Source organism: Flammeovirga sp. AWQ4_249 (assembly GCF_056161045.1).
Window position 1 is genome coordinate 1 of record NZ_JBSWYJ010000132.1, and the last position, 374, is coordinate 374.

Annotated in this window: 1 protein-coding gene; it reads left to right on the top strand. The window is 37.2% G+C overall.

The annotated features are described in order from the left end of the window. Positions 1 to 151 precede the first annotated feature (151 nt). Positions 152 to 374, top strand: a 223-nt coding sequence (locus ACXAHM_RS26395) for a hypothetical protein (protein ID WP_474967076.1), incomplete at its 3' end; no start/stop codon positions are given.

Genomic DNA, 374 nt, shown 5'->3' on the forward strand with positions numbered 1-374 from the left:
GGGCGATTCCGGTGCGTGTTCTGTTTGTTTTGCCCCAGAGTTCCTACTTTTTTGCTATTTATTTCACTGATTTTCAGGTGATTATAGTCATATTTTTAGACCTGGTTTTATTGGGTTAAGTGGCTTATTTTCAGTATATTAGATATAGGAAATGAGGGAAAACGTTCTCTCAAATTTATCACAAAAAAAAGCAATAAAACCCCAAACGCCAATCCGTGGTTTTACTGCTTTCGAATTAAAAATTCTTATGCAATCTATTCATTTTTTTGCGTTGGAGCAAATCAGCTCACGCATTATTCCTTATGCTTCGTATGCTATCGCTACGTATCAGTTCATGAAGTCATCTGCTTACAGAGAGTTGGGTAGTCGTGGCA